The following is a 22,601-nucleotide window of genomic DNA, read 5'->3' as shown; positions in this document are numbered from 1 at the left end:
AAAAGGGCAATTGATGAGATATTGTCTTGCGTCAAAGGCAATGATTGGCCAGGGGACTCGTTATCCTGTGCCTGCCTCTTCGCGGGCATGCCCGCTCCCACAGGATTACTTCAGACTCGAATACTGTGTGATCCCTGTGGGAGCGGGTTTACCCGCGAAGAGGCCGGCACAAGCGGCGCATTACTGCAACCAGGGCGGCGTCGGCTCTTCTGCCTTGGCCGGCCCATGCTCGGCTTCGGCGCGCGCGGCGCGGCGGCGGGCGTCATCCAGCCGGGCAGCATCGATCTCACGCATGACGCCGGTCACGTCAGCTTCATGCTCGTCGTCCTCATACACCCCGGTCAATGGGCTGTCTGGCAGCAAGTCACCGGCCTCGAACAGTGCCCACATCTCCTGTGCATAGCGCGTGCTTTTCAGTTCCGGGGCAAAACGCCCGAAATAGTGGGCCATGTTGTCCACATCACGTTGCAGCATGTTGAAGGCATGGTTGTTGGCTGCTGCATCCACTGCCTGTGGCAAATCGATGATTACCGGCCCGTCAGGGCCCAGCAATACGTTGAATTCGGACAGGTCGCCATGCACCAGCCCGGCACACAGCATCAGCACGATCTGACGAATGACGAACGCGTGGAATGTGCGGGCTTCCTCGGCGTCAAGGTGCACGTCGTTCAGGCGTGGGGCGGCGTCACCATCGGCATCGGTCACCAACTCCATCAGCAGCACGCCGTCCTGGAAGTCGTAGGGCTTGGGTACCCTCACGCCAGCACTGGCCAGGCGGAACAACGCCGCCACCTCGGCATTCTGCCAGGCATCTTCGGCCTCTTTACGGCCGTACTTGCTGCCCTTGGCCATGGCCCGTGCCTGACGGCTGTTACGCACCTTGCGGCCTTCCTGGTACTCGGCGGCCTGGCGGAAACTGCGCTTGTTGGCTTCTTTATATACTTTGGCGCAGCGTACCTGGTTGCCGCAGCGCACTACGTACACGGCGGCTTCCTTGCCACTCATCAACGGCCGCAGTACTTCGTCGACCAGGCCGTCTTCGATCAGGGGTTCGATTCTTTTGGGTGTCTTCATCAGGCTGTGTTCGGGGTCCTGGCTGTATTGGCGAACATCCTCTCACAGCCTGATGCGACTTGCTCGTCTGTCTGCTCAGCTGGCCGCCCGCTGCCTGGCTGCATGATCAGCCTTGGGGACGTTGCCCCCTTGCAAGCTGACCTGCTCACACACCTTCTCGACGATGTAGGCGCCGATCGGGATCGCCGAAGTGGCAGCCGGCGATGGTGCGTTGCACACATTGACGCTGCGGGCGGTATTGACGAACAGGAAGTCGTCGATCAGCTTGCCGTCGCGCGAGACTGCCTGGGCGCGCACCCCGGCCGGGTATGGCGTAAGGTCGGCCTTGGTGATGCTCGGGCAATACTTCTGCACCTGCTTGAGGTAGCCGCCCTTGAACAGCGAGTTCTTCATCTCGATCAGGCCCGGGCGGAAGTTTTTCGCCAGCACCTTGAGGATGCCTGGGGTGGTGAGGGTCTGGAACAGGTCGCCTGGGCTGACGTCGGTCTTGCGGTAGCCCTCGCGCTTCAGCGCCAGTACGGCGTTGGGGCCAACCGTGACGGTGCCGTCGATCATGCGGGTCAGGTGCACACCCAGAAACGGCATCGACGGGTCGGGAATCGGGTAGATCAGGTGGTTGACGATCTGATTGTGCTGCTTGGGCAGCAAGTAATACTCGCCACGGAACGGGCAGATGACAAACTCGGTACGCAAACCCAGCATGCTCACCACCCGGTCAGCCATCAGGCCCGAGCAGGTCACCAGGAAACGGCTGCGCAATTCGTCGTTCTGGGTACGCACGATCACTTCGCTGGCCTGCTCCTGCAAGCCGATCACCTCGGCGCCATAGCGGATTTCACCGCCAGCGCGCTGGAATTCTGCGCCCATCGCAGCGGTTACCTGGGCGTAATTGACGATGCCACTGGACGGCACGAAGATGCCGCCCATACCGACGATATTGGGCTCGCGCTCGCGCAACTCGTCTGCCGACAGCCAGTAGCGCTCCAGGCCGTTGGCCTCGGTGCGCTCCCACAGCGCCTTCATACGCTGCATTTCCAGGTCGTTGGTGGCCACCAGCAGCTTGCCACACTCATCGAAGCGGATACCGTGCTCGGTGCAGAAAGCCTTGGTGGCCTTGTTGCCTTCCAGGCAGAAGCGCGCCTTGAGGCTGCCGGGGGTGTAATACACGCCAGCGTGTATCACGCCGCTGTTGTGGCCGGTCTGGTGGCGGGCCGGGCCGGACTCTTTCTCCAGCAAAAGAATCTTAGCGTCCGGGTAAACCTTGATCAGGTGCATGGCCGTGGACATGCCCACAATGCCACCGCCAATAATGATGAAATCGTACACAACCTTACCTCACACGCAGGCATTGCCTGGCTGGCTCACCAAAGCCCGTACGGGCCCTGGCGGCATCGTTTTTTGCAACGACGCATGGGCGGCTCCCGCCCTGCGCCCTGTCATTATTGCCCGCGCTGGTACAGCGGTTTAGGGAACGCGACGTAACCACGCTGGCGCATCAGCTCGCGGCGCAGGCCCTCGTGCGGGGTGAAGCGATCGCGGCCATGCAGCCAGAACAGGTTGTTGATCAGCAGGAAGCTGCCCACCCCCACCGGTACCGACACCTTCTTCTCGCTGCCTTCCAGCGAATCGGACAAGGCGTTCAGCCAGATGCCCTCCTCGTAGTTCTCCGGCTGCACGAACTGATCAATGTAGCGCATGGTCGGGCGGCCTTCGCCATCGGTGTCGAACACCGCATGGAACACATCTTCGGCCACCTTCTTGCTCGGCGGTGCTGTCCAGCGCATTTCGCGGCGAGCCATCGGGTGACGGAAGAATTCCTCACACTGCTCCCAGTCATCCAGGTGCAGCAGCAGGGAGTTACCGCCTTCCATGTTCTTTTCATCGATCTTGAGCATCAGCACGTAATCGGTGATCTGGTTCACGAAGGTGCCGTCGTTGTGCAACTCCATGACCCGGTGCGGCTGGCGCAGGTAGCTGTCGGAGGTGTCGGTGTTGACCACCACGAAGCGCGCATAGAACTGGCCACTCATGGCGTCGTAGTTGGAGCGGCCGATCAGGTGCGCGCAGGCGGTGGTGAACTTGACCATGTCCTCGGCCTGGCTCACATCATCCAGGCCCAGCGGGGTAATCAGCATGCCACCGGTGGCGCGATCCAGAATGGTGTTGAGCAGCACCGGGCGCAGGGTGCCCTGGCACAGCTCGTCGAGGATTTCGCCTACACGGAAACGCAGGAACGACTTGTACTCCAGCGCCTGGACGGGCCATTGGGCAACGGCCTGGACAAACGCTTCGACGACTTCTTGGGCGAAGGTCAGCTCCAGCAGGCGTGGCGACTGCTTCGAAGGGGCAATGGTGAAACCATGCGGTTCGAGCGGCAGTGGCATTACAAGGTCGGCGATCTGCGTAAAGGCGTTCATGGCAGTGTCCTGGCAAAAAAAGGGTTGGCGCCGTCCAGTGGTGGCTGGAACAGTGCGGGCGAGCTAAAAATATCGCCACAATCTAAGAATGTCTACATTTTTATGTTTCGTCGCCAATTACTGCCTTTGTCCATTGTTTTTCGTCGACAGGCGGTTTCGGTATGATCGCCAAAACGTTTTGAGGAACAGGATCTTGGAAGCGCTCGCCCCCCGACAAAACTCAGCATTCAGCGGGTATGAGAGGCTCAAGAAGGACATCATCCGTGGCGTGTTCAAGCCCGGTGAGAAACTGCTGATGAGCGCCTTGAAGGAACGCTACGACCTGGGCGTGGGCCCGCTGCGCGAAGCCCTGTCGCAACTGGTGGCCGAACACCTGGTCAACGCGATCAGCCAGAAAGGCTACCGGGTGGCACCCATGTCGCTTGAAGAGATGAACGACATCTACGATGCCCGCGCCAACCTCGAAGCGATGATCATCGCCCTGGCCATCGAGCGCGGCGACGACGCCTGGGAGGCATCGGTGCTCGCCCACTCGCACACCTTGGCCAAGGTGGTGGAAGTGAAAACCCGCGAACAGCGCCTGGATGTGTGGGACGAGCGGCACAAGGCGTTTCATACCGCCATTGCCTCGGGCTGCGGCTCTAAGCACCTGCTGCAGGCGCGCACCTACCTGTTCGACCAGGCCGAGCGCTACCGGCACCTGTGGCTGGCGCAAACGGTGTTCTCCGAGCAGGCCCTTGAGCTCAAGCGCCAGGAGCACGCGGCGCTGGTCGATGTCATTCTCGCCCGGGACGCCGAGCGCGCCAGCAGCATGATGCGCTCGCACCTGATGACTCCGGTGCCGATCATCGCGCAGATCATGCATGCCGAAGGGATCGGGGCACGCTGAAACGTTCCTCCAGGGCGGCACGATACCGTGTGGGAGCGGGCATGCCCGCGAACACCGGCGCAGCCGGTGCCATCCATTGCGTTGCCTGCTTCGCGGGCACGCCCGCTCCCACAATGACCGCGCGCGCTTCTGAATTAGCTAGATGAATTTTTCTTAAATCGCCTGTTGTCTATTCTTTGGCACAATCAAATCTCTATTAGATGCCCAGGAACCAGCATGCCTCGCGTACTGACCATCGAAGACGACGCCGTCACCGGCCAGGAAATCGTCGCCGAACTTACCAGCCACGGCCTGGACGTGGAGTGGGCCGACAATGGCCGTGAGGGCCTGGCCAAGGCCATTGCCGGCGGTTACGACCTGATCACCCTGGACCGTATGCTGCCCGAGGTCGATGGGCTGACCATCGTCACCACCCTGCGCAGCCTCAAGATTGCCACGCCGATCCTGATGATCAGCGCCCTCTCCGATGTCGATGAGCGGGTGCGCGGCCTGCGTGCCGGCGGTGACGACTACCTGACCAAACCGTTTGCCTCCGACGAGATGGCCGCACGGGTCGAGGTATTGCTGCGCCGCAACAGCGTGCCCATGACCCAGACCCGCTTGCAAGTCGCCGACCTGCAACTGGACCTGATCAGCCACGAGGCGCGCCGCGGTGACAACACGCTCAATTTGCTGCCTACCGAGTACAAGCTGCTGGAGTACCTGATGCGCCACAGCGGCCAGGTGATCACGCGGATGATGATTTTCGAAGAAGTCTGGGGCTACCATTTCGACCCTGGCACCAACCTGATCGACGTACACATCGGCCGTCTGCGCAAGAAAATCGACTCCCCCGGCCAGTCACCGCTGATCCGTACGGTACGGGGCTCCGGCTATGCCATTGCTGAACCCGTCTAAAGGCTGGAGTTCCTCCACCAGCCGCCTGCTGGCGCTGTACAGCTTTCTGTTCGTGGCCTGGAGCAGCATCCTCATGGGGGTGCTGTATTTCGAGGTGTCCAGCTACCTGAACAAACTCACCCGCCACTCCATGCTGCAACGCCAGCATTTGTTCGCGCACATGAGCGGCAAGCAGCTGGACGACGCCCTGATCGCCAGCCAGGCCTTCGAAGAACGCAGCTTTGACGCCTATGGCCTGTTCGACGCCCAGCTCAACCCGCTGGGTGGCAGCGTCCGCGCCCTGCCCCCGGAGCTGAGGCTGGACGGCAAGATCCATGAACTGAAACGCTGCCTGGATGCCGACGACCCGCGCATGCCCCGCGACAGTTGCGACGCCGTGGCGATCAACGTACAGGACGGGCGCTGGCTGGTGCTGTTCCGTGATAACGGCTCACTGTTCGTGGTGACCCGGATCATTCTCGATGCCCTGCTGTGGGGTATTTCCCTGACACTGATCCCGGGTTTTGCCGGCTGGTATCTGCTACGCCGCCGGCCGCTCAAGCGGATTCGCGCCATTCAGGCCCAGGCCGAGCTGATCGTCGCCGGCGACCTGACCCACCGCTTGCCATTGTCGGCCCGGCGCGACGAGCTGGACATGCTGGCCGCCATCGTCAATGCCATGCTCGACCGCATTGAGCGGCTGATGCACGAGGTCAAGGGCGTGTGTGACAACATTGCCCACGACCTGCGTACTCCCCTCACCCGCCTTCGCGCCCAGTTGTACCGGATTCGCCAGCAAAGCGATGCGGATTCTGCGCAAGCCGAGGCGCTGGACCAGGCCATTGGCGAAACCGACACCTTGATGGCGCGTTTTCGCGGTTTGTTGCGCATCAGCGAACTGGAAGATCGCCAGCGCCGGGCCGGCTTCGTCGAGTTGGACCCGCATGAGCTGCTGGTGGAACTGCACGACTTTTACCTGCCGTTGGCCGAAGATGGTGGCATACACCTGGAGTTGCACCAGCCTGCACAATTACCGGCACTGCACGGTGACCGCGAACTGCTGTTCGAGGCACTGGCCAACCTGGTGGGTAACGCCATCAAGTTCACGCCCGAAGGCGGGCAAGTGCGGATTAGCGCGATACAGGACGATAACCGCCTGCACTTGGCCATCGAGGACAGTGGGCCGGGTATTCCCGAGGAAGAGCGTACTGCGGTGTTGAAGCGGTTCTATCGCAGCGATGAAGGCCATCGCCATGCCGGGTTCGGGTTGGGGTTGTCGATCGTTGCGGCGATCGTCGACCTGCATGGGTTCGGGTTGGAGATTGGCGAGAGTGAGCTGGGTGGGGCCAGACTGGTGTTGCATTGCCCGCTTGCGGGGCTGGCTAAATAAAGGTAGGGGCCGCTTTGCGGCCCTTCGCGGGCACGCCCGCTCCCACAGGGATAGCGTACACCTGACATGTCGCGCCAACCTGTGGGAGCGGGCGTGCCCGCGAAGGGCTGCAACGCAGCCCCAGTTGCTTTAATCAGCCAAGCGCCAGGTAGTCGTCCCTTTGCTGTCTTCCAGCACCACACCCATGGCAGTCAACTGGTCGCGAATACGGTCCGACTCGGCCCAGTTCTTGTCGGTACGCGCTTGAAGCCGCGCCTGGATCAGGCTTTCAACTTCGGCCGCATCAACCTTGCCTTCGGCACCCGCACGCAGGAAGTCATCGGCTTCCAGTTGCAGCACACCCAGCACCTCACCCAGCTCACGCAGGCGGCCAGCCAGGCCGGCAGCAGCTTGCACATCGCTGTCGCGCAGGCGGTTGATCTCGCGCACCAGGTCAAACAGCACGGCGCAGGCTTCAGGGGTGCCGAAGTCGTCGTTCATCGCCACGCTGAAGCGCTCGACGAACCCTTCGCCACCCTTGGCCGCCACACGTGGCAAGCCGCGCAGGGCGTGGTAGAAGCGCTCCAGCGCACCCTTGGCGTCGCGCAGGCTGTCTTCCGAATAGTTGATCGCACTGCGGTAGTGGCTGGCCACCAGCAGGTAGCGCACCACTTCCGGGTGGTACTTCTCAAGCACGTCGCGGATGGTGAAGAAGTTGTTCAACGACTTCGACATCTTCTCGCCATTGATGCGGATCATGCCGCAGTGCATCCAGGCATTGGCGTACTGCTTGCCAGTGGCCGCCTCGCTCTGGGCAATCTCGTTCTCGTGGTGCGGGAACTCCAGGTCGCTGCCGCCACCGTGGATGTCGAAGCTTTCCCCCAGGCAGCAGGTGGACATCACCGAGCACTCGATGTGCCAGCCTGGGCGGCCCGGGCCCCACGGCGATTCCCAGCTCGGCTCGCCCGGTTTCACGCCCTTCCACAGCACGAAGTCCAGCGGGTCTTGCTTGGCCTCATCGACCTCGATACGCGCACCGATGCGCAGGTCTTCGATCTTCTTGCGCGACAGCTTGCCGTAGCCGACGAACTTGCCGACGCGGTAGTACACGTCGCCATTACCCGGGGCGTAAGCGTAACCCTTGTCGATCAGGGTCTGGATCATCGCGTGCATGCCGGGGATGTGGTCGGTGGCGCGCGGTTCCTGGTCTGGCGGCAGGATGTTCAGGCGGCGCTCGTCTTCGTGCATCGCGTCGATCATGCGGGCGGTCAGGGCGTCGAAGGTTTCGCCGTTTTCGTTGGCCCGGTTGATGATCTTGTCATCGATGTCGGTGATGTTGCGCACGTAGGTCAGGTCGTAGCCGCTCTTGCGCAGCCAGCGGGTGACCAGGTCGAACGCCACCATGCTGCGGCCATGGCCCAGGTGGCAGTAGTCGTACACGGTCATGCCGCACACGTACATGCGCACCTTGTTGCCATCCAGCGGCTTGAAGGCTTCCTTGGTCTTGCTCAGCGTGTTGTAGATGTTAAGCACGGCGGTTCCTTAGCTGCCCCAGGAGTCACGCAGGGTGACAGTGCGGTTGAATACCGGGCGGCCCGGCTGGCTGTCTTTCAGGTCGGCGCAGAAGTAGCCTTCGCGCTCGAACTGGAAGCGGTCCTCGGGCTGGGCCTGGGCCAGCGACGGCTCGGCACGGCAACCTTTGAGCACTTGCAGCGAATCCGGGTTGATGTTGTCCAGGAAGCTGCCGCCTTCTTCGGTCTTTTCCGGGTTAGGCGAGCGGAACAGGCGATCGTACAGGCGCACTTCGCACTCGACACTGCCTGCCGCCGGCACCCAGTGGATCACGCCCTTGACCTTGCGGCCTTCCGGGTTTTTGCCCAGGGTGTCCGGGTCGTACGAGCAGCGCAACTCGACGATGTTGCCGTCGGCGTCCTTGATGGCCTCGTCGGCGCGGATCACGTAGCTGCCACGCAGGCGCACTTCACCGGCCGGCTCCAGGCGCTTGTAGCCCTTCGGCGGCTCTTCCATGAAGTCGTCGCGGTCGATATACAGCTCGCGAGCGAACGGCAGTACGCGCACGCCCATGTCTTCCTTCGGGTGGCGCGGCAGTTCGAGCTGCTCGACCTGGCCTTCCGGGTAGTTGGTGATCACCACTTTCAACGGGCGCAGCACGCACATGGCCCGCGGCGCAGTGCGGTCCAGGTCGTCACGGATGCTGAATTCGAGCATCGACATGTCGACCACGCCATCGGAGCGGTTGGTGCCGATCATTTCGCAGAAGTTGCGGATCGATGCCGGGGTGTAGCCACGACGACGGAAGCCGGACAGGGTCGACATGCGTGGGTCGTCCCAGGCGTCGACGTGCTTTTCATCAACCAGCTGCTTGAGCTTGCGCTTGGAGGTGATGGTGTAGTTCAGGTTCAGGCGGCTGAACTCGTACTGGCGCGGGTGTGCCGGCACTGGCAGGTTGTCGAGGAACCATTCGTACAGCGGACGATGCCCTTCGAACTCCAGGGTGCAGATCGAGTGGGTAATACCCTCGATGGCGTCCGACTGGCCATGGGTGAAGTCGTAGTTGGGGTAGATGCACCACTTGTCACCGGTCTGGTGGTGGTGGGCATGGCGGATGCGATAAAGAATCGGATCGCGCAGGTTCATGTTCGGCGAGGCCATGTCGATCTTGGCTCGCAGTACGCACTCGCCGTCCTTGAACTCGCCGGCTTTCATGCGCGCGAACAGGTCGAGGTTTTCTTCCACGCTACGCTCGCGGAACGGGCTGTTCTTGCCCGGCTCCTTGAGGTTGCCGCGGTATTCCTTGGCTTGATCAGGGGTCAGGTCGCAGACATAGGCCTTGCCACGCTTGATCAGCTCGACCGCCCAGTCGTGCAGCTGGTCGAAGTAGCTGGACGCATAACGCACCTCGCCGGCCCAATCGAAGCCCAGCCATTTGACGTCGCTTTGAATGGCGTCGATGTATTCCTGGTCTTCCTTGGCCGGGTTGGTGTCGTCGAAACGCAGGTGGCAGACGCCCCCGAATTCCTTGGCCAGGCCGAAGTTGACGCAGATCGACTTGGCGTGGCCGATGTGCAGGTAGCCGTTAGGCTCCGGCGGGAAGCGGGTAACGATGCTGCTGTGCTTGCCCGAGTCCAGGTCGGCCTGGATGATCGGCCGCAGGAAGTTCGCAGGGACAGCGGGGGCGCCTTTGGCAGCGGCGTTGGGCGCGTTGTCGGCAGTGGGCTTGCTCATAGGATCCTTGAGTGCATGTGTCCAGCCTGGGTAGGCCGATTGAATCAAAGGGCCTATCATAGCCGAAGCAGTCAAGCTGCTGACAGTCGGGCCCGGACAAACTGGCGTGATTTATCACGGCTTTTTGCCGCAGCCTGGCAAAATGGCCGGCGCGCGCCATGTGTCGCGATCGCCTGATCTTGCGTCAGGTGATAACACGCGCCCAGCGCACCCTAATTTCCGTATGCCTTGAAAGAGCGAATTTCAGCATGTCCAAAGTCAAACTGAGCACCAACCACGGCGACATCGTCCTGCAACTGAACGCCGAGAAAGCTCCGCAAACTGTTGAGAACTTCGTTCAATACGTCAAAGACGGCCACTTCGCCAACACCGTGTTCCACCGTGTGATCAAGGGCTTCATGATCCAGGGCGGCGGCTTCGAGCCAGGCATGACCCAGAAGAAAACCCGCGCCAGCATCCAGAACGAAGCTGACAACGGCCTGAAGAACACCAAGTACAGCATCGCGATGGCCCGTACCATGGAGCCGCACTCTGCCTCGGCACAGTTCTTCATCAACGCCTCGGACAACGACTTCCTCAACCACAGCGGCAAGAACGTGCAGGGCTGGGGCTACGCGGTATTCGGCGAAGTGATCGAAGGCCGTGAAGTGGTTGATGCCATCGAGAAAGTCGCCACCGGTCCCAAGGCTGGCCACCAGGACGTACCGAAAGACGACGTGATCATCGAGAAAGCCGAGATCATTGAGTGATCCTGCTGATCTCTGATCTGCACTTGCAAGAAGAACGCCCGGATATTTCCCGGGCGTTTCTTGATCTGCTCGATGGCCGCGCCCGCCACGCCAAGGCGCTGTACATCCTTGGCGACTTCTTCGAAGCGTGGATCGGCGACGATGCCATGACACCCTTCCAGCAGTCGATCTGCCAAGCCATGCGCCGGCTGAGCGACAGCGGCACGGCCATCTACCTGATGCACGGCAACCGTGATTTCCTGATAGGCCAGGCCTTTTGCGATGCCGCGGGTTGCACCCTGTTGAATGACCCCAGCGTAATCGAACTGGGCGGTGAGCAGGTGCTGCTGATGCATGGCGACACTTTGTGTACCCGCGACCTGGGTTACATGAAGATGCGCCGTTTGCTGCGCAACCCGCTGAGTCTTTGGATCCTGCGCCACCTGCCGCTGGCGGCCCGCTACAAGCTTGCACGCAAGCTGCGCAGCGAAAGCCGCTCGCAAACACGGATGAAGTCCACCGAGATTGTCGATGTCACGCCAGAGGAAGTGCCGAAGGTGATGGCGGCGCATGGCGTGCGCACGCTGGTGCATGGCCATACCCACCGGCCGGCGATTCACAAGCTGGTGGTCGATGGGCAGCCGGCCCGGCGTATCGTACTGGGGGACTGGGACCGTCGGGGGTGGGCCTTGCAGGTGGATGAGCAAGGCTTTCAGCTGGCGCCGTTCGAGTTTTCCTGAAGGTAATGTGGTTGGCTGCACTGGCCCTATCGCCGGCAAGCCAGCTCCCACAGGTTCTCCACAGGCCTCGACCAATGTGGGGTACTTGTGGGAGCTGGCTTGCCGGCGATAGGGCCGTAATGCCTTACTGCTGAGCCACTGCCCCCTTGTCCCTTTCACTGATCACCACTTCCCGGTACTCCGGGTCAGCCTTGATCTGTGCCTCGGTAAACGGAATCACCGCCAGTTGCTTGGCCGCGAACGCCTTGGTCTGATCACTGGCATGCGCCGAAGCCGCTTCGCTCGACTGCGAGAACGCCAACAAACCACGGGCCTCCGGGCCCTTTTCGGTGAAGCTGACCAGTTGCAGGTAGCTGGTACCGCTGACCACCAGCCGCTTGCCCTGCCCGTGCGGCACGCTGTACATCGCGTTATACACACCTAGCGCCTGCGGGCCACCCGGCACCGGCGTGCCATCGAGCGCCTGTTGCACCTGGCCCCAGCGCGCCTCACCCGCCACACCACTTTCATTCACCTGCCTGATCGACGCCAGCGCCGCTTCGTGTACCAGCTTGCGCACGGCCGCCTGCTCTACTGCCAGGCCACGTGGCGTGTGCTGCGGGTCGGCCGGGTTGAAGGCTACCCGCCAGCTTTGCGGGTGTTCGGCCAGGGTGTTGAACAGGTTCTGGAAATGCACCAGGCCAATGCCACTGTCGAGGTCAGCCTTGCCATTCCAGGCCGCCAGGCTGCTGCACACGGCCTGTACATCGGCGCCTGCGTCTTTGCACCACTGCAGCAGGTCTGGCAGCACCAGGCTGGCCAGGTACACTTCGTCATCGGTCACCATGCGCTGCAGGTCATCAACGCCCAGCTTTGCCGTGCCTTGCAGGCGCTGCAGGGCAAAGCGCCCGCGCATGCCCAGTGGCTGGTCGTTGCGGCTGACCAACGGTGAATAACCGGTCAGTGGCTGCGCCGGGTTGGCCATCCAGGCCGGGTCGTTGGAGTTCTGCACGAAGTCTTCGCGCTCAAGGCTCGGTAGCAGTCGCGCGGGGAAAATGCCCGGCTGCGCGGCCTGCGCATCCACCTTCCACTGGCAAGCACTGCGCGAACCATCCAGCACCACAAAGCGCCCCAGCGCTTTCGGGTTGCTGCAAGCGCCCAGCAGTTGCTGATCCACGTAGGGCACCACCGACTGGTTCAGGTACAAGGCCCGACCGCCTTGGTCCACCGCCAGGGTATTGACCCATGGGATGCCCTGCAGTTGCTCGACCGAGCCTTTCAACGCGGCCAGGCTGTCGGCACGGTTGATCTGGTACCACTGCTGCAGCACCCGGGTGTTGTCCAGGTTGGCATCACGCAAGCTGTAGGCCGCCTGGGCATCCCAGTCCAGGCGCCCGGGCCACTGCACCACCGGGCCGAACTGCGAACTGTAGACCTGCCGCTCTACCTGGCTCAGGCTGCCATCCTCGGCCTTGACCGCAACGCTGACGGTTTGCTTCGCCAGCGGCAGCGACTTGCCATCCAGCAGGTAACGGGTCGGGTCCTTGGGGTCGAGCTGCAAGCGGTACAAGGTGAAGTGGTTCGATGTGTCGACGGTGTGCGTCCAGGCCAGGTGCCTGTTGAAACCGATATTGACGACCGGCAGGCCCGGCAATGCGGCCCCCATTACATCCAGCTGGCCGGGGATGGTCAGCTGCATCTGGTAGAAGCGCATGCCGCCCATCCACGGGAAGTGCGGGTTGGCCAACAGCAGGCCACGGCCATTGGCCGAGCGCTGCGCGCCCACCGCCACGGCGTTGCTGCCACGCTCTGTGGCAAAGCGTTCCTGCCTTGCCAGTGCAGCGGCAAAGCCTGTCGACGCCTGCTGGTTGGCCTGCGCAGGGGGGTGCGCCCCTGCCAACGCCTCGACAAACTGCCCGACACCGCCTTCGGCCAGCAGCCTGCGGGTCAGTTTCACCAGGTCCTCGCTGGTGATGGCCCGCACCCACTCGCCATTGCCACACTCCTTGGGCAAACCTTGGCTGCGGCGCTCAGCCAGCGCCCGGTTGTAGCCAGTGGCGTAGCCCTCCAGCAGTGCCTTCACCGGCGCCGGCTGCACCTGCAAGTACGCACTGACCGCTGCCGGGCTGTTGAGCCAGGTAAAGAACAGGTCACTGGCCAGGTTGTCACGTTGTTCCAGGGTCTTGCCCTTGGCACCGAAATGGCGTGAGCGCTCGCCGCTCACGGTCAGCACCTCGTTGGCCAGCAGGCACAGGTTGTCCTGGGCGTAGGCATAACCCACGCCATAGCCCAGGCCACGCTCATCCTTGGCCACGATGTGCGGCACCCCGTAACTGGTTCGACGGATCTGCGCGCTGGCATCCAGGGTGGGCTGCGCCTGAACGGTAACGCTGAAGGCCACCAGGGCGGCGGCAAGGCCAGCGCAAGTCATGGGACGGGAAAGTGGAAACACGGGCACTCCTTCGGGTTCGGGGCTTATCCCGATCAGACGAATGGCCAGATGAAAATTTTACGTATTACAAGGCGATGGAACGTCTTGAAGAGGAACAGGCATTTTTTTTACGAGTGGGTTGCAGTTTTTGCGATCTCATTCGTCCTAGTAAGTGAGGCAACCACATTTCGGGTTCGTCCACGAAAAGGAGCATTCACATGTACAACCCGCAACCCTCGATCCAGGCTGGGCGCGTCCCAGGCAAAGCGCCCAAGGGACAGGACGTTTTTTCTGACGAACGCATCGGCAACGAACAGATCCGCGAACTGTTGCGCACCTTTGGCTTGCGCACCAGCCTGATCCGCCTCAAGGTGATCGATGCCCTGCACGCCGCGGACCGCAACGGCCGCAGCATTGGCGTGCGCGGCGTGCACGCACAACTGGAGCAGCTGGATATTCCGCTGTCGTTTCTCAGTGTGCGCGAAGTGCTCAAGCGGCTGTGCGCCGAAGGCGTCATCCAGCTGGGCAGCGACAAGTGCTACAGCCTCAACCCGCAGGCGCGCGCCGTACTGGAACAAGCCCCCCTACGCTGAGCGCATGGCCGGCCACACCTGGCCGGCCTGCGCAGCTCAGGGTTTGACCTTGCGTCGCAGGATGCCGTTGATCACCACGACCACCACGGCAATGGCGATGGCCAGCATCTGGAAGGTCTGCTCACTGATCGTGCCCTGCTTCTGCAGGTGAGACAGGCCCAGCATCAGGCCCAGTACCACCAGGATGATCAAAAGGGAATATTTGAGGCGCTGCACGTGTGTCATCGAAGGTTCCTTGCAACATCGGGGCAAATAGCTCGCAACGAGCGGTGGCAATGATACAACGCCCGCACGGCCCGGCGCTGCATTTCCTGCTGGGTAGCGTAGCGGCTGCCTGAAAGCATGGGGCTCCAAGCACCCATGCCGGAGGCATCATGTACAAACCGCTGCTGTTCGCGTCCCTGCTTTTTACCCCCCTTCCCCTTTTTGCCCTGGACACCCGCCAGGTACCACCGGCGCAGTTGCTTGAGCTTGGTCGCGACCTGGCAAGCCATGCCGGCACCAGCCAGTGGCAGCAGCTGTGGCAGCGCGTGCGCCAGGCCGGTTACCTGCAGGCAAACGGTACGCCGATGCATTTCAGTGTACCCATGGCCCAATTGCCCGACCTGGCCCGGCAAACCCTGGCCCAGGCCGACAACGTACAGGCACTCAGGCAGACCCAGGCGCTTTACCGTCGCAGTTTCTCCGGCACGGTCATCGGCCAGCGCGGCGGGCAGCCACTGCACACGCTGTGCCTGCTGGTCGACTGGCGAACGCTGCCGCAAAGCATGCTCGGCGCCCCCCGGGCCTACCTGCAAAGTGCCAGCTTGCTGAGTACCTATCCCTGCGACTGAGGGTGCGCCCCCCTTTGCCCAATGCAGTGAATCTCCTGATGGGAATTAAACGGCCACCGCCAGATGCTGAAGGCATCTCCTACAACCCAGGATATCGCTGCCTGCAAAACATGTTCACGGAAGCTACAAACCTCAACCCCTATGTCGCCTAGCGACACGCGGTGGCTGTCACACAGAATTTGCTCACACCTCGACATAACGCCGCGGGTGATCGGGTCGCACATTCCCCCATCCCGAAGGAGCGCCATATGCAATTACCAGACTTGAGCCACATCGATATCAGCCAACTGCCTCACTCGCTGCAGGCGCTGATCGACTGTATCGGCTTGGACAATGCCTACCAGCTGACCTGCGCCTACGGCGGCAGGCCCAAGTACATTCCCAAGTACCGCGAACGCACCAAGCTAGCCGACGTGCTGCCGGCCGAAGCCCTGGACGCACTGATCAAACGCTATGCCGGGGTCGCCCTGGAGATTCCCAAGGCTGACCACTTCCTGCGCCAACTGCGCAACCAGCAGATCCAGAAAGAAAGTGCCAACGGCCTTTCACGCAGCCTGCTGGCCAACAAGTACGGCCTGAGCCTGCGCCAGATCGGCAACATTCGGCGCCAGGAATCGTGCGACCGCTGACAGCCAGGCACTTTGACCCTCTGTTCCCTCAACACAACAAGAGCAACCCAGCATGTCGATAGATAACAGCCTGATCGGTTCCGTCATCAACGCCCTGCCCATGGACCGCATGATCGCAGGCCCTTTGCAGGCCATGGTCCAGGCGCAGGTCACGGCCAGTAAATCGTACGCCGACTTCCTGATGCAGGTGTGCGTGCAGGACGGCAAGGCCGTGGCCATCCAGTTCGACTACGACGAGACCATTGTCGACGAACAGGGCGAATACAAGGGTGTGGTCAGCAAGACCATGAAAGTGCCGCTGCTGGCGGCCATCACCCACCCGAACATCTCCATCGATGAAGGTACCGTCGAGTTCGAACTGATCATCAACCAGATGTCGGAAGACAACTCCAGCACGGAAATGGGGGCCGAGGTGACCGGCTCGCTAGGCTGGGGGCCGTTCAAGCTGAACGTGAAGGGCAGCGTCAGCCACAAGTCCTCCCAGACACGCAAGACCGACACTCGCGCCCGCTACGCCTTCAACACGACAATGAGGCGCCAGGAACCACCTGAAGCGATGATGAGGGTGATCGAGTTTCTTACCGATGCTGCGACCAAGCCAACCGTGATCAAAACGGCTGAACTGGCAAGCCCGGACGAGATTTCCCAGGCAGACCGGTTGAAAGGGCCCGAACCTCAAAGCACCCCGACCCCGTGATACGACAGGGCCTCATACAACAGCCCCTCCTGGCTGGCCAAAGGAGGGGCACAATCCGGCTTGAGGAGTGGAACCATTGCAAAAGCCCCCTGCCCCCATGACGTCCCTTGACCTGCGAGAGATCACCCGCGGGCTGCAAGAAGCTGCAAGCGCCACCAACAGCCTGATTGCGCAGCAATACATCAACCTGTTCGACCAGTTCTTCGAGTGCGACCCCGACGCGCTGGGCGCCCCCATGAAGGCCAAGATGGTCGAAGTGGCCATGGATGGGCAGCACATCATGCGCGTGCCCTTGTTTGCTTTGGTGTCGCCCAAAGGCCTGGCCCTGGAGCGCATGCAGGTGGATCTGTCGGTTCGGGTCAAAGGCACCGAGGCACGGCAGGCACTAATGAACGCAGAAGGTAACCCGGCCGCAAGTTTCAAGGTCACTATTGGTGGTCATGGCCGCCAGGGCGAGAACCGTGACCCGGACGAAGTGCAGATCCGCATGCAATTCCAGGCCAGCGAGCCCCCCGAGGCCCTGAACCGGTTGATCGAGGAATACACCAGCCTGATCGTGCCAGTACGCACACCCAACCTGCCACCCTCGCCCGACACCAATGAGTTTATCGAGGCGGCCACCGTGCGTTGACGGCCACCTCGTCAGCGCATCAGAAATCGCGTTTGTAGAAGATATCCAGCGAGCTCGCCAGCCCACTGGCAGCCTCCAGGTACACCTTCTTGCTCAGCTTGTAGCGCAAGGCGATGGTGTTCGCAGGCTCGAATACACCTACGCCGTAACGCAGGCTCAGCTTTTCAGTGATGTTGCCGCTGGCCACAACGCTGGTGCTATTGCCCGAACCCTCGGTGTCCAGCTGGAAGTCATCAATACCCAAGCTCGATGCCAGGCTGCCAGTAATGCCGGCGCTGCCGGCCAGCCCCAGGCCCAACGCCGCTTCGGCAAGCATGTTGTTGTCCTCGCCAGAGTTGCCCAGGGGCCTGCCCAGCACAAGGTACGACAGCGCTTGCTCCTGGCTCATGGCAGGTTCCGAGAACACCTTGGTGGTCGGTTGCTCGGCACTGCCGCTCAGGCGGATACCGGCAATCACGTCATCAACCGTACGGATGGCTTCTATGTCCAGGTAGGGCTGGTCGATCGGCCCGGCGAACAGCAGGCGCGCGCGGCGGATGGTCAGGCGCTGGCCGTAGGCACGGTAGCGGCCGTCGGCCAGGCTCAACTCGCCACGGGTATCGAGGTTGTCGCCTATATGCACGTGGCCAAGCAGGTTGGCGGTGAGGCCAAAGCCACTGAACGACAACTTGTCGCGGCCCACTTCCACATCGATGTCCATGGCCATGGCCATCGGCGGTTTGCCCTCCTCGGTCTGGTGGCCGACGATCACCGTGTCATCCGACACCTTTACGGTCGACGGCGGCAGCTCGCGCACGGTGATCTTGCCCTTGGGCACTTGCACCTTGCCGGTAACCGCCAGCTTGTCGTCGACCAGGCGCAAGGTCAGGTCCGGGGCGACTTCCAGCGTTGCATAGGGTTCGACCGTGACCGGCAATTGCTGGCCTTGCAGGCGCAGGTCCATGCCCAGCGCCTGGCCCCACGTCAGGTTGCCGGCAAGCTGGCCGCGGCCTGCATCACCACTGCGCCAGCTGCCATTGAGTTGCACCTGTTCGCCGGCAATCAGCGCCTGCAATGACAGGCCCTCAAGACTGACCGGTAGCTCGGCGCCACTGACCTCGCCGCCGCTGAGCGTGATGTTGCCGTTAACCTGCGGCGCCAGCAAGGTGCCCGAAAGCTGACCACTGCCATTGAGCTGCCCGGCCAGGCGTTCGACCATCGGCACAAACGGGCGGGCCACCGACAGGTCCAGCCCGGCCAGGCGAAAATCGCCCGACAGCGGCTTGTTCTTGCCCAGTGGGTCGAGGCGCGCATTGACGTTCAGTTCACCCAGGCGCTCACCCCGGAAGGCCAGGCGGGTGTCGATGCGCCGTGGCGCCAAGGTGCTGTCCACACGCAGCGCCTGGTAAGGGAAATCGACCCAGAGGCCTTTGTCGCGCACGCGCAGGGTGCCGCCGCTGGCATCGATGACAATGTTGCCTTTAGGGCCACTGGCCGGGATATCCATATTGATATCGGCATTGAGCAGGCCTTGCCAGGCTAAGTCCTTTGGCAGCCATTGCGCAAGGCTGTCGAGCGGAAACTGCTTGAGGTGATAGCGCAAGCGCGGCTCAGGCGCCAGACGCTGGTCGTCCCCACACAGGCTGGCCTGGCCGGAGCGCCAGCAATGGGCACCGAAATCCAGTTGGCCGCTGGCCAGACGCTGCAGGCGTGCCGGCGCTTGCAACTGCCAATCCTGGCCACCGGCCTGGATGCGCCCACTGGCCAGGCGCCCACGCCAGTCACCCTTGTTCAGCTGGCCATCCAGGCCGAGGTCGAGCTTCAGTTGCGGGCCATCCAGCGCCAGGGTCAAGGCCTGCTGACGAATGTCGCCTTTGCCGTTGGCCTGTAGCGTGCCGAGTGCCGTGTCGCCCAGGTGAATACCCGTGGCCTTGAGGTCGATCACGCCTCGCTGGGCATTGTCCAGGCGGGCATCGAGATCCAGTTGCTGCAAACGGTTTTCGGCCAGGGCCAGGCGCTGCCCCTGCAAGGTCAACGTACCTTGCGGGGCTTGCAGGGTGCCCGCTACATCCAGCCGGCCCTTGACCTGGCCCTGCAGCCGTGGCCACAGCTGGCCCAGGCGCGGCAGGTCGAGGTTGATGCGCCCAGCCAGGCGCTGCTGCAAACTGCCACTGCCGTTGATACGATTGTCACCCAGCTGGATCGCCAGGGCGCCGAGCGTCCAGCTCTGCCCCTGCCCCTGGGCTTCGGCCTTGAGCACGGCCGGCTGGCCGCGCAGGCGGCCTTTGAGATCAAGCTGGGCATCAAGGGTGAGTACTTCGCCCTTCATCTCACCTTTGCTGCGAAGCGGCCCGGCCAATGTGCCTGGTAGCTCCGCCAGCCAGTAAGCCGGGTCGAGCGCCGAAAGCTGCAGGTCCACATCCCAGGCCAGGGTGTCAGCAAAGCGCACGGCAACACTGCCGGCAGCTTTGCCTTGCCCGGCGGTCAGCGCCAGCTGCGGGAGTTTCACCTGGCCAAGGTCGCCTTCGAATGGACTGGCCAGGCTGAATGCACCTGCGGGGCCGTCGAGATCACCCTTGAAGGTGCCCTGGTAATTGCCATCGCGGTAATGCACTTGGGTATTGAAGCGCTTGAGGGTGACCTCGGGCGGCGTCTCAAGTGGGTACAGGCGCAACCACGGGAAGTCCTGCCAGTCCAGTTGCGCGTCGGCGGTCAGGCCTTGCTGCCAGTCGGCCGAGGCCTGCAGTTTGACGCGCTGGGTGTCGCTGGCAGTCAGGTCAAGGGCGTCAACCCTGGCGCCTTTGCTTGTCACCAGCCCGGACAACGCCAACGCGATTGGCGACTGTTCAGCCGGCAGGCTGGCCGTTCCCGATAGTTGATAGCCCTTGAGCAGATCGCCCTTGGCTTCAAGCTTGAGTTGATTCAGCTGCAAGGTGTCGGGCAACGCGCCCGCCGGTTTGAACGCCTCTGAACGAATCTGCAGGGTCGCTGGCAGGTGCTCGGCCAACGCTTGCAACTGCCCGCTCAGCGTGGCGTCAAGGTAACCGCTGCTGGTGCCGTCAAGCTTCAAGGTCTTTTGCAAGTCGCCGGTGGCGGTCAGCGCCAGCTGCCAGGGTTTGCCCTCAACGGCAGGCAGTTGCAGCTGCGCCTGGAGTTGCAATGGCCAGTCACCTTCGGGCTGCAGGTCGCCCTGCAGGTTCAATTGCAGGTCATCGCGCTGCAGGTGCAGGCTGTCGATGCGCATGCCAGTACCGGTCCAGTGCGCCGCCAGTTGCACGTCGCCCAGCAGGTCGCTGCCATCCAGCCGCAGTTGGCCGACCTTGACCTCACCCAGTTCGATAGCCAACGGCAAGCGCAGCGCTGGCAACTGCAGCGGACCACTGTCGGCCGGCTCGGTAGTTGGCGCAAAGGCCATGTCGATGCGTTGCGCTTGCAACCGGTCGATGCACAGGGTGGCGCGCAGCAAGCAGGCAGGCGACCACGCCAGTATCGGTGCCTGCACCTCTACCGTGCTGCCGCCGTCGGCCCAGCGCAGCACGCTGGCCTGCCAGCTACCCGCCAGGCGACCCTGGAAGCCAGCCACCTCAAGCCCGGGCACCTTGCCCAGTGCCCAACGGCTGCCCGCCTCGGTACCTACTAGCAGGCCCAGCGCCAGGCCCAGGCTCGCGACGAGTCCGAGCAGGCCCAGCACACTATATTTGATCACACGTTTCACAGCTCAGGCCCCATGGAAAAGTGCAGGCGAATGCCCCCTTCGTCATCCAGCGCCTTGGCCAGGTCCAGGCGCAGCGGCCCGACTGGCGATACCCAGCGCACACCAAAACCCACACCGGTCTTGAGGCTGGGCAGCTCAAGGTTGTTGAACGAATTGCCCTGGTCGACAAACGTCGCGATCCGCCACTTTTCAGTCAGCGAGTACTGGTACTCGACACTGCCGGCCACCATGTAGCGTCCGCCGATGCGGTCGCCATCACTGTTTTTCGGTGACAGGGTCTGATAGTCGTAGCCCCGCACGCTCTGGTCGCCACCGGCGAAGAAGCGCAGCGACGGCGGGATGTTGTTCTTGAAGCCATTGGTCGCACTGCCGCCGAACTGCACACGGCCGAGCAAGCGGTGGTTGTGACCGAGCGTTGTAAGGCCCTTGAGCAGCACGTTGCCGTGCAGCAGGTTAGTGTCGGAAACCAGCCCTTCCTTGGCCCCCTGCACATCGAATTGCAGGCGGTAACCGTTGTGCGGGTCAATACGGTTGTCGCTGCGCAGGAAGGAATAGCTCACCCCCGGCATCAGCAGGTTGCTCAACCCGGAGTCGTCACCCAGGCGATATTCCTCGCGCTGGTACTTGAGCGAAATGACGCGCTGCCAACCGCTGGGCAGCTTGCTGTGCCACTCAGGGCCGACGGTCAACAGCTTGCTGAGGGTATCGGTACCGGCAATTTCCTCGTTCTGGTAGCCGCCGGCAAAGCGCAACTTGTCGGTCAGTGGCGGGTCGAGGGGAATGTCGTACCACAGGCCCACGTTCTGCCGGGGTGCCGAAAGCTCGGTTTCCCAGCCATAACTGTGGCCCTGCGGGTTCACCCAATGGCGGGTCCAGTTGGCCTTGCCGCGCGGCCCGACGTCGGTCGAGAAACCCAGGCCCAGGCCCATGGTGCGTGGCTTGCGGGTTTCTAGGTGGACATCTACCGGAATTTCCTCGCCCACGGCGGCGGTCGGCGCAGCATCCACCCGTACCCCTTCGAAATAGCCGCTCGACTGCAGGTCGTTGTTCAGTTCGGCGATCAGTTCCGAGTCGTAGGGCGTTCCCGGCTTGAATGCGACCATGCGCTGCAGCAGGTCGTCGTCCAGCGGTGTGTCGCCACCGAAGGTGACGGCGCCCAGGTGATAGCGTGGGCCACTCTGGTAGACCAGTTCGATATCCGCCACACCCGCCTGTGGGTCGACCGCCAGGCGCTGGCGGCTGAAGCGGCCACTGAAGAAACCATAGCGCGAGGCCTGGTTCTGGATCAGCCGCTTGGCATCTTCGTAATGGCCATGGTTGAGTTGTTCGCCCGCACGCAGCGCCTTGCTGTCGGGCACGCGGAAGGCCTTCATCTCGCTGGCCGGGCCTTCGATACGCACGGTCACGTTGCGCAGGCGAATCGGCTCGCCCGGGTTGATGTTGAGGATCAGTTGTGGGGAGTGGTCGGCATCTTTGGGGGGCTTGACCTCGGTATCGATCTGCGCCTGATAGTAGCCAAGTGCCTGCGCGGCTTTGCGCGCCTGCTCCTCTGCCCCGCGACTGAAGCGCAGCAGCGCTTCTTCATCGCGGTCACCCAACGTGCCTATATAGCCTTCGACATTGGCCTTGAGCGCCTTGTTGGCTGGTTTAACCTTCACCAGCAACTCGCTCTGGCCCCATGCTGCGAAACTGGCGGCCCAGAAAACCAGGCCCCAGGTCAATCTTCCTGAATACGTCATGCGGCGCATGCTACCAGAGCCAGGCGCTCAAGGGAG

19 protein-coding genes are annotated in these 22,601 nt (G+C 62.4%); 10 read left to right on the top strand and 9 right to left on the bottom strand.

Features of this window, described 5'->3' with window-relative positions:
* Positions 1-180: 180 nt before the first annotated feature.
* From ACIQUI_RS21655 to glaH, 3 genes are all read right to left on the bottom strand, one after another.
* Positions 181-1,074: a PA4780 family RIO1-like protein kinase gene (locus ACIQUI_RS21655; RefSeq protein ID WP_403202580.1), complete on the bottom strand. Its 894-nt coding sequence runs from the start codon at positions 1,072-1,074 to the stop codon at positions 181-183.
* 75 nt (positions 1,075-1,149) lie between these two features.
* Positions 1,150-2,400, bottom strand: a complete 1,251-nt coding sequence (gene lhgO / locus ACIQUI_RS21650; RefSeq protein WP_403202578.1) for an L-2-hydroxyglutarate oxidase — start codon at positions 2,398-2,400, stop codon at positions 1,150-1,152.
* 113 nt (positions 2,401-2,513) lie between these two features.
* Positions 2,514-3,491 (bottom strand): glutarate dioxygenase GlaH, encoded by a 978-nt coding sequence (gene glaH / locus ACIQUI_RS21645; protein ID WP_391134775.1) that lies wholly within the window; start codon positions 3,489-3,491, stop codon positions 2,514-2,516.
* A 193-nt stretch (positions 3,492-3,684) separates the two neighbouring features.
* On the opposite strand from glaH, the gene csiR reads away from it, so the two are divergent.
* From csiR to ACIQUI_RS21630, 3 genes are all read left to right on the top strand, one after another.
* Positions 3,685-4,380, top strand: coding sequence for a DNA-binding transcriptional regulator CsiR (csiR, locus tag ACIQUI_RS21640; protein WP_403202576.1), 696 nt, complete (start codon positions 3,685-3,687; stop codon positions 4,378-4,380).
* Between the two features lie 216 nt (positions 4,381-4,596).
* Entirely contained in the window at positions 4,597-5,277 is a 681-nt protein-coding gene (locus ACIQUI_RS21635) for a winged helix-turn-helix domain-containing protein (RefSeq protein ID WP_391133372.1), read from the top strand.
* Positions 5,255-6,646 carry a sensor histidine kinase gene (locus tag ACIQUI_RS21630; protein WP_403202574.1) on the top strand — a complete coding sequence of 464 codons (1,392 nt, stop codon included), beginning with the start codon at positions 5,255-5,257 and terminating at the stop codon, positions 6,644-6,646. The genes ACIQUI_RS21635 and ACIQUI_RS21630 overlap by 23 nt, the downstream gene beginning before the upstream one ends.
* A gap of 129 nt (positions 6,647-6,775) precedes the next feature.
* On the opposite strand, the gene cysS is transcribed toward ACIQUI_RS21630, so the two are convergent.
* Together cysS and ACIQUI_RS21620 are read right to left on the bottom strand one after the other, a co-directional pair.
* The gene (gene cysS / locus ACIQUI_RS21625) at positions 6,776-8,158 is read right to left on the bottom strand and encodes a cysteine--tRNA ligase (RefSeq protein ID WP_403202572.1); all 1,383 of its coding nucleotides are present in this window, start codon (positions 8,156-8,158) and stop codon (positions 6,776-6,778) included.
* Between the two features lie 9 nt (positions 8,159-8,167).
* The gene (locus ACIQUI_RS21620) at positions 8,168-9,871 is read right to left on the bottom strand and encodes a glutamine--tRNA ligase/YqeY domain fusion protein (RefSeq protein ID WP_403202570.1); all 1,704 of its coding nucleotides are present in this window, start codon (positions 9,869-9,871) and stop codon (positions 8,168-8,170) included.
* Between the two features lie 248 nt (positions 9,872-10,119).
* On the opposite strand from ACIQUI_RS21620, the gene ACIQUI_RS21615 reads away from it, so the two are divergent.
* Together ACIQUI_RS21615 and ACIQUI_RS21610 are read left to right on the top strand one after the other, a co-directional pair.
* Complete coding sequence (locus ACIQUI_RS21615; RefSeq protein ID WP_403202568.1) at positions 10,120-10,620, top strand: peptidylprolyl isomerase; 501 nt, start codon at positions 10,120-10,122, stop codon at positions 10,618-10,620.
* Entirely contained in the window at positions 10,617-11,339 is a 723-nt protein-coding gene (locus ACIQUI_RS21610) for a UDP-2,3-diacylglucosamine diphosphatase (RefSeq protein ID WP_403202566.1), read from the top strand. Before ACIQUI_RS21615 ends, ACIQUI_RS21610 begins: the two co-directional genes overlap by 4 nt.
* A gap of 124 nt (positions 11,340-11,463) precedes the next feature.
* Here ACIQUI_RS21610 and ACIQUI_RS21605 read toward each other — a convergent pair whose 3' ends face one another.
* The gene (locus ACIQUI_RS21605; protein WP_403202564.1) at positions 11,464-13,770 is read right to left on the bottom strand and encodes an acylase; all 2,307 of its coding nucleotides are present in this window, start codon (positions 13,768-13,770) and stop codon (positions 11,464-11,466) included.
* Positions 13,771-13,967: 197 nt separating this feature from the next.
* Between ACIQUI_RS21605 and ACIQUI_RS21600 the strand changes: the two genes are divergently transcribed.
* On the top strand, positions 13,968-14,342 hold the full coding sequence (locus ACIQUI_RS21600; protein ID WP_391133353.1) for a fe2+ zn2+ uptake regulation protein: 375 nt from the start codon (positions 13,968-13,970) through the stop codon (positions 14,340-14,342).
* A gap of 36 nt (positions 14,343-14,378) precedes the next feature.
* Here ACIQUI_RS21600 and ACIQUI_RS21595 read toward each other — a convergent pair whose 3' ends face one another.
* Positions 14,379-14,567: a hypothetical protein gene (locus ACIQUI_RS21595; protein ID WP_003248064.1), complete on the bottom strand. Its 189-nt coding sequence runs from the start codon at positions 14,565-14,567 to the stop codon at positions 14,379-14,381.
* Between the two features lie 149 nt (positions 14,568-14,716).
* On the opposite strand from ACIQUI_RS21595, the gene ACIQUI_RS21590 reads away from it, so the two are divergent.
* The 4 genes from ACIQUI_RS21590 to ACIQUI_RS21575 all read left to right on the top strand — a co-directional run bounded on the left by ACIQUI_RS21590 (position 14,717) and on the right by ACIQUI_RS21575 (position 17,132).
* On the top strand, positions 14,717-15,175 hold the full coding sequence (locus tag ACIQUI_RS21590) for a hypothetical protein (RefSeq protein WP_403202562.1): 459 nt from the start codon (positions 14,717-14,719) through the stop codon (positions 15,173-15,175).
* 248 nt (positions 15,176-15,423) lie between these two features.
* Entirely contained in the window at positions 15,424-15,804 is a 381-nt protein-coding gene (locus tag ACIQUI_RS21585) for a Mor transcription activator family protein (RefSeq protein ID WP_403202561.1), read from the top strand.
* Positions 15,805-15,856: 52 nt separating this feature from the next.
* Complete coding sequence (locus tag ACIQUI_RS21580; RefSeq protein WP_403202560.1) at positions 15,857-16,501, top strand: DUF2589 domain-containing protein; 645 nt, start codon at positions 15,857-15,859, stop codon at positions 16,499-16,501.
* Between the two features lie 76 nt (positions 16,502-16,577).
* A complete protein-coding gene (locus tag ACIQUI_RS21575) occupies positions 16,578-17,132 on the top strand; it encodes a DUF2589 domain-containing protein (RefSeq protein ID WP_403202558.1) in 555 nt (184 codons plus the stop codon).
* A gap of 19 nt (positions 17,133-17,151) precedes the next feature.
* Here ACIQUI_RS21575 and ACIQUI_RS21570 read toward each other — a convergent pair whose 3' ends face one another.
* Together ACIQUI_RS21570 and ACIQUI_RS21565 are read right to left on the bottom strand one after the other, a co-directional pair.
* Complete coding sequence (locus tag ACIQUI_RS21570) at positions 17,152-20,826, bottom strand: translocation/assembly module TamB domain-containing protein (protein WP_403202557.1); 3,675 nt, start codon at positions 20,824-20,826, stop codon at positions 17,152-17,154.
* Complete coding sequence (locus ACIQUI_RS21565) at positions 20,823-22,565, bottom strand: autotransporter assembly complex family protein (RefSeq protein WP_403202613.1); 1,743 nt, start codon at positions 22,563-22,565, stop codon at positions 20,823-20,825. The genes ACIQUI_RS21570 and ACIQUI_RS21565 overlap by 4 nt, the downstream gene beginning before the upstream one ends.
* Between the last annotated feature and the right edge of the window lie 36 nt (positions 22,566-22,601).

It is taken from the genome of Pseudomonas sp. NPDC090592, from assembly GCF_044769185.1.
GTDB lineage: Bacteria > Pseudomonadota > Gammaproteobacteria > Pseudomonadales > Pseudomonadaceae > Aquipseudomonas.
This window is presented reverse-complemented; position numbering and strand designations above follow the sequence as displayed.